This window comes from Achromobacter sp. (assembly GCF_036567245.1).
Lineage (GTDB): Bacteria > Pseudomonadota > Gammaproteobacteria > Burkholderiales > Burkholderiaceae_B > Achromobacter.
This window is the reverse complement of the sequence record NZ_DATCUY010000184.1, coordinates 1-5877: the sequence shown is the minus strand read 5'-3', so window position 1 is coordinate 5877 and position 5877 is coordinate 1. Positions and strand designations below refer to the sequence as shown.

The window sequence follows — 5877 nt, the reverse complement described above, 5'->3', positions numbered from 1 at the left end:
GGAGGCCGACCTGGGCGTGGCCCTGCTGCGCCGCGGCGGCACGGTGCGCCGTGCTGAAACCACCGCGGCGGGCGCGGACCTGCTGGCGTCCGTGCAACAGGCCTTGACCCTGCTGGAGACCGCCTGCCGCAACGTGCGGGCCTCCGCCCGCGGCAAACGGCGCAATACCCTGAACGTTTCCGCCAACCCCTCGCTGGCCGCCATGTGGCTGGCGCCGCGCATCGGGCGCTTCATCGAACTGCATCCCGGCATCGATATCCAGGTGTATCTGCATGCCAGTCAGGACCCGGCCTGGAAAAGCCAGGACATCGACCTGGCGTTCCTGCACGTGCGCGCGATGGGGCCGCATATCGCCGAGCCCGGCGACATTCCGCTCATGACCGAGACCGTGGTGCCGGTCTGCAGCCCGTCGCTGGTCGATCCGGCCGAGCGTGGCGATCCCGGCGTTTTCCTGCGCCATCGCTGGCTGGAGGAAAAGCACGTGGACAGCCCCGAGACCGACTGGCGCACCTGGAGCCCGCGCCTGGGGCTGGCCGAAGCCGACTGGCAGGAGCCCATGGTGCTGAGCGGCTTGAGCACGGTGGCCGCGGCGGCGGCCGCCGGGGTCGGCATTGCGTTGGGGCGCGCGCCGCTGATCGACGAGGAACTGGCCAGCGGCCGGCTGGTGCCCCTGGTGCCGCAGCTGCGCATGCCGGGTTCCTGGGGCTACGTGATGCGGATCCAGGCCAATCGCCCGATGGACGCGGCCTTGCCGACCCTGGTGGAGTTCCTGGCGGAAGAAGGGCGCAGCACCGGCGCCTGGCAGAACCTGGCGGACGCGAGGCGCTGAGGCCGCGCCGGCGCTTCAGTCCGCGCCGCCCCGGCCCCGCGGCGGCGAGCTGATGGTGACCGCCGAGGTGACGATCAGCTCCATCAGGATGTTGCGCGCCAGGTTTTCGGCATAGTCGTTGCGCGCCTCCGCCGTGGCGATGGCGCGCTCCACCGAGCCTTCCACGATGGCGTTGATCTGCTGGATATGCAGCTCGCAGATCTGGACCAGGTCCGGATGGCGCTTCTGATGGAAGTACAGGAAGCGCCGCGCCAGCGTCTGCAACATGGCGTGGAACTCGGCCGCGTAGCTGTTGCGCGAGGCGGCCCCGATCTGGCTGGTCAGCGTGAAATGCAGGCGCATGTACATGCGCATGTCGTTCACGGCCTTGAGGTCTTCGAGTTCACGGGCCAGGCGGGCCAGCTCGGCGCGCTCGCCGTCGTCGGCCCATTGCGCCGCCTGCGCCACGATCAGCCGTTCGATCTCGCGCCGCGCCTGGATGATCTTCAGCTGTCCTTGGTAGTCGATCTCGGAAATGAAGATGCCCTGGCGCGGGGCGATTTCCACCAGGCGCTGGAACGCCAGTTTCTGCAGCGCGTCGCGCACCGGCGAGCGGCCGATGCCGACGCGCTCGCTCAGGGTGGTTTCCGACCACTGACTGCCCGGCGGCAGTTCGCCGGTGACGATCATTTCCTCCAGGGCGCAATAGGCCTTTTCGGTCTGGCTGACAGCCGTGCGGCCAAAGAGGGGATAGGACTGGGTCATGGAGTCGGCAGCGCGCGTTGTTGAAGTTCGCGTTTTAACACTTTGCCGGTGCTGTTTTTGGGCAATTCCTCCAGAAAGACGTAGCGCTTGGGCCGTTTGAAGCGCGCGATGGATGCCAGGCAGAGCCGGTCCAGGTCCTGCTCCGTGGCCAGGGCGCCCGGCTTCAACACCACAAAGGCCAGCACCGACTCGCCCCATTCGGGGTCGGGGCTGCCGACCACCGACACTTCCTGCACGGCATCGTGGCGCATCAGCGCCTCTTCCACTTCACGCGGATAGATATTGGTGCCGCCGCTGATGATGACGTCCTTGGAGCGGTCTTTCAGGTGCAGCAGGCCGCGCTCGTCCAGGATGCCGATGTCGCCCGTATGGAGCCAGCCGCCGGCCAGCGTGTCGGCGGTGGCGCGCGCATTGTTCCAATAGCCTTGCATCACCGTCGACCCGCTGACGACGACTTCACCCAATTCGCCGGGGGCGGCCGGCAGGCCGGACGCCTCGCGTATCTCGACCTCGATGGAAGCCTGGACGTAGCCCACCGATCCCAGCAGGGTGTCATCGTTGCTGGCCACGGCTTCGGCGATCTGGGTGGCCGACAGGGCCGATATCGACATCGGGCTTTCGCCCTGTCCGTAGATCTGCGCCACGCGCGCGCCGTAGCAGGCGACCGCGTCCTTGATGTCTTCGACATAGAACGGCGCGCCGCCTACGATCAGCGTGCGCAGGCCAGGCTGCGGCCCGTCGGTCAGGCGCGCGTGGCGCACCATGCGCTGCACGATGGTGGGCGAGGCGAACAGGCTGACGCGGCGATAGTGCGTCAGCAACGCGGACAGTTCGTCTTCGTCCAGGCCGCCGCTGTCGGGGATGATCTGCAGGGCGCCGTGCAGCCAGTACGGAATGCTGTAGAGGCCGGCGCCATGCGACAGCGGCGCGACATGCACGATGGCATCGCCGGGTTGCACCGACTGCACGTCGGCGTAGAAATTCAGGCACATGCCGATCATGTTGGCGTGGCTGAGCATGACGCCCTTGGGCTTGCCCGTGGTGCCGCTGGTGTAGAACAGCCAGGCCAGTTCCTGCGGCTTGCGCCGTTCCAACGGCAGCTCCGGTCCGGCGGCGGCGTTGGCGTAGCGGGCCGAATCCACGTCCACGAGCTGCACGCCGTCCAGCTCGCGCACGACGGGAACCAGCCCCTCGTGCACGGCGCCTCGCGACAGGCAGAGGCGGGCGCCGCTGTCGCGCAGCATGTAGTCCAGTTCGTTGGCATGCAATTTGGCGTTGACGGGAACGGCGCACAGGCCGGCATGCCAGATGGCAAGCATCGATTCGATGTAGCCGGGATGGTTGGGCAGCGCCAGCATGACGCGCTCGCCAGGCTGCAAGCCCATGGGGCCGCGCAGCCAGCCGGCCAGCGCTTGCACGCGGGCCTGCAGCTGGGCGTAGGTAAGAGGGGCGCGGGTGCCTGAGGCCAGGGCGGGCTGGTCGGCGTAGGTGGTGGCGCTGCGGTGAAAGAGAGAGCTGAGATGCATGGCGTTCTCTGGATTGAAAGAAGGGCGAGGGATCAGCGGCCGAGCAGGGTGATGCAGGTCACCGCCTCTTCCACGCCGTTGAAGCCGCCGCCGTTCTCGGCGATGGCGAAGCGCGCGTTTTCGACCTGGCGGGCGCCGGCCTCGCCGCGCAGCTGGATCACCATTTCGTGGACCTGGGCCAGGCCGGTCGCACCGATGGGGTGGCCGCGCGACAACAGGCCGCCGGACACGTTGATGGGGATGCGGCCGCCCAGGCTGGTGGCGCCGGATTCGGCCATCGGGCCGCCTTCGCCGAAGGCGCAGAAGCCCAGCGCTTCGGTTTGCTGGATCTCGGCGAAAGCGGTGGCGTCGTGGACCTCCGCCAGCGACATGTCCTGCGGGCCGACGCCGGCGCGCTCGTAGGCCTCCAGCGCGGCCAGATGGCACAGGTGGCGGTCGTAGCGGTCGGCAGGGCGGTCCGTGGCGGTGCGCAAGACGCTGGCGTACAGGCGCACGGCGCGGGCGCGCTGCAGCCGCTTCAGTCCTTGGGCGTTGCAGACGATGGCGGCGGCCGCGCCGTCGCTGATGGGCGCGCACATGGGCAAGGTCAGCGGCCAGGACACGGGCCGGGCGGCCAGGGCCTCGTCGATCGTCATGGGGTACTGGAACTGCGCCAGCGGATTGCGGGTGGAATGCATGTGGTTCTTGGCGGCCACCGCGGCCAGCTGGCGCTGGGTGGTGCCGAAGGTCTTCATGTGCAGCCGCGCCAGGCTGGCGTAGATGTCCATGAACACGCTGCGCTTGCCGGGTTCCTCGAAGCCGGGCGGAGGCGTCACGTCGGGCGCCAGCGCCATCAGCCGCGCCATCTGCGCCGGCGCGTCGTGCACGTCCCAGGCGCCGTCGAACACCGCGAAGCTCTTGGCCTTGTCTTCGGAAAACAGCTTGTCCACGCCCACGGCCAGGCAGATGTCGCCCGCGCCCGAGGCCACGTACAGGTGCGCCGCGTTCAGCGCGGTGCTGGAGCTGGCGCAGGCGTTCTCCACGTTGGTGACGGGGATGCCGGCGATGCCCATGGCCTTCAGGGCGACCTGGCCGGCGACCATGTACTGGCCCTCGATGGAGCCCTGGCCGGCGGTGGCGAAGTAGGCCGCCTGCAGGTCGACGGCGTCGCAGCCGGCATCGGTGAGCGCCTGCGTGACCGCGTCGCGCACCAGGTCCTTGACGCTCCTGGCCGGTTGTTTGTCGAAACGGGTGATGCCCACGCCCGCGATGTAGGTAGTGTCGTTGCTCATGCTTGGATGCCCGTGGTGAGGATGGATTCGATGATGTGGCGGTCGGTCTCGACGTCGGCGGCCGACCCGCTCCAGGCGATTTCGCCGTGGTCCAGCACGTACTGGCGGTGGGCCAGGCGGGCGGGAACCTTGAGGTTTTGCTCGACCAGCACGATGCCGGTGCCCTGGCGGTGGACTTCGGCGAATACGTCTATCAGTTCGTTGACGATGCGCGGCGCCAGCCCCTCGGTCGGCTCATCCAGCAGCAGGACTCGCGGGTTGCCCAGCAGGGCGCGCGCGATCGACAGCATCTGCTGTTCGCCGCCGGACAGCTGGTCGCCGTGAAAGCCTATGCGCTCGCCCAGCCGCGGAAAGACCTGTAGCACGCGGTCCTGGGTCCAGTAGCCGGGCTGGTGCGCCAGCGCGCCCATGCGCAGGTTCTCCCGCACCGTCAGGTTGGGGAAGATGCGGCGCGTGTCGGGCACCAGGGCGATGCCGTCGCGGCTGATCTGTTCGACGGCGCGGCGCGTTGCGTCCTGGCCGGCGATCAGGCGGTTGCCCGCGGACAGCGGCAGCAGTCCGATCAGCGTCTTGAGCACGGTGGACTTGCCGGCGCCGTTGCGGCCCACGATGGCCACGATCTCGTCCTGGGCCGCGCGCAGGCCGATGTTCTTGAGCGCCAGCGCCTGGCCGTAGTGCACGCTGGCATGTTGCAGTTCGATCATGCCGCCACCTCCTCGCCCAGGTAGACGGCGCGCACGGTGGCGTCGTCGCGGATGGCGGCGGGCGCTCCCTCGGCCACCTTGCGGCCGTTGGACAGCACCACGATGTGTTCGGACAGCGTCATGATCACGTCCATGTTGTGTTCGATCAGCAGCACCGTGCGGCCGGCGGCCGCATGGCGGATCAGGCGGGTGGCGGAGGCGATTTCGTGGTGGCCGACGCCAGCCAGCGGTTCGTCCAGCAGCAGGATGCGCGGATTGGGCAACAGGGTCAGGCCCAGTTCCAGCGCGCGCTGCAAGCCATACGACAAGGTGCCTGCGACGGTGTCGCGCCAGGCCGCCAGGTCGGTCAGCTCCAGCATGGCGTCGATGGTGGATGCCAGCCGGCGGTCATAGCGCGGCGCCAGCCAGAACGGCAACAGGCGGGAGTGGCTGATCTGCGCGGCGATGCGCAGGTTCTCCAGCACCGTCATCTCGGGGAAGATCTTGGTGATCTGGAAGCTGCGGCCGATGCCGTGCCGGGCGCGTTCATGAGCCCGCAGGCGCGAGATGTCCGCGCCGTGGCACAGGATGCGTCCGCCATGGCCGGGCAGGTTGCCGGACAGCACGTTGAGCAAGGTGGTCTTGCCCGCGCCGTTGGGGCCGATCAGGCCGTAGACGCGGCCGGTTTCGAAGGCGTAGCTGAAGTCCTCGATGGCCCGCAGCGCGCCGAAGGTGACGCTGACCTGCTTGCATTGCAGGGCGATGTCGCTCATGACGGGCTCCCTTCGCGCGGGGCCAGCGGCACGCCGGACGCGGCTGGACTG

General features: G+C 68.7%; 6 protein-coding genes. 1 reads left to right on the top strand and 5 read right to left on the bottom strand.

Annotation, left to right across the window (positions count from 1 at the left end; genetic code table 11):
* The coding region (locus VIR09_RS07745) for a LysR substrate-binding domain-containing protein (RefSeq protein ID WP_332012349.1) at positions 1-829 on the top strand (829 nt) is incomplete at its 5' end.
* Between the two features lie 15 nt (positions 830-844).
* On the opposite strand, the gene VIR09_RS07740 is transcribed toward VIR09_RS07745, so the two are convergent.
* From VIR09_RS07740 to VIR09_RS07720, 5 genes are read right to left on the bottom strand one after another with little or no spacing between them, the layout of a single operon-like run.
* Complete coding sequence (locus tag VIR09_RS07740; protein ID WP_332012348.1) at positions 845-1573, bottom strand: GntR family transcriptional regulator; 729 nt, start codon at positions 1571-1573, stop codon at positions 845-847.
* Positions 1570-3099, bottom strand: a complete 1530-nt coding sequence (locus VIR09_RS07735; RefSeq protein WP_332012347.1) for an AMP-binding protein — start codon at positions 3097-3099, stop codon at positions 1570-1572. The genes VIR09_RS07740 and VIR09_RS07735 overlap by 4 nt, the downstream gene beginning before the upstream one ends.
* A 32-nt stretch (positions 3100-3131) precedes the next feature.
* Positions 3132-4370, bottom strand: a complete 1239-nt coding sequence (locus VIR09_RS07730; RefSeq protein ID WP_332012346.1) for a thiolase family protein — start codon at positions 4368-4370, stop codon at positions 3132-3134.
* Positions 4367-5074, bottom strand: a complete 708-nt coding sequence (locus VIR09_RS07725) for an ABC transporter ATP-binding protein (RefSeq protein ID WP_332012345.1) — start codon at positions 5072-5074, stop codon at positions 4367-4369. Before VIR09_RS07725 ends, VIR09_RS07730 begins: the two co-directional genes overlap by 4 nt.
* Complete coding sequence (locus VIR09_RS07720) at positions 5071-5826, bottom strand: ABC transporter ATP-binding protein (protein WP_332012344.1); 756 nt, start codon at positions 5824-5826, stop codon at positions 5071-5073. Before VIR09_RS07720 ends, VIR09_RS07725 begins: the two co-directional genes overlap by 4 nt.
* Positions 5827-5877: the final 51 nt, after the last annotated feature.

What these genes read in the sequence shown, in the direction of transcription:
- VIR09_RS07740 (WP_332012348.1), bottom strand. Translation starts at nt 1,573, where the DNA reads ATGACCCAGTCCTATCCCCTCTTTGGCCGCACGGCTGTCAGCCAGACC.
- VIR09_RS07735 (WP_332012347.1), bottom strand. Translation starts at nt 3,099, where the DNA reads ATGCATCTCAGCTCTCTCTTTCACCGCAGCGCCACCACCTACGCCGAC.
- VIR09_RS07730 (WP_332012346.1), bottom strand. Translation starts at nt 4,370, where the DNA reads ATGAGCAACGACACTACCTACATCGCGGGCGTGGGCATCACCCGTTTC.
- VIR09_RS07725 (WP_332012345.1), bottom strand. Translation starts at nt 5,074, where the DNA reads ATGATCGAACTGCAACATGCCAGCGTGCACTACGGCCAGGCGCTGGCG.
- VIR09_RS07720 (WP_332012344.1), bottom strand. Translation starts at nt 5,826, where the DNA reads ATGAGCGACATCGCCCTGCAATGCAAGCAGGTCAGCGTCACCTTCGGC.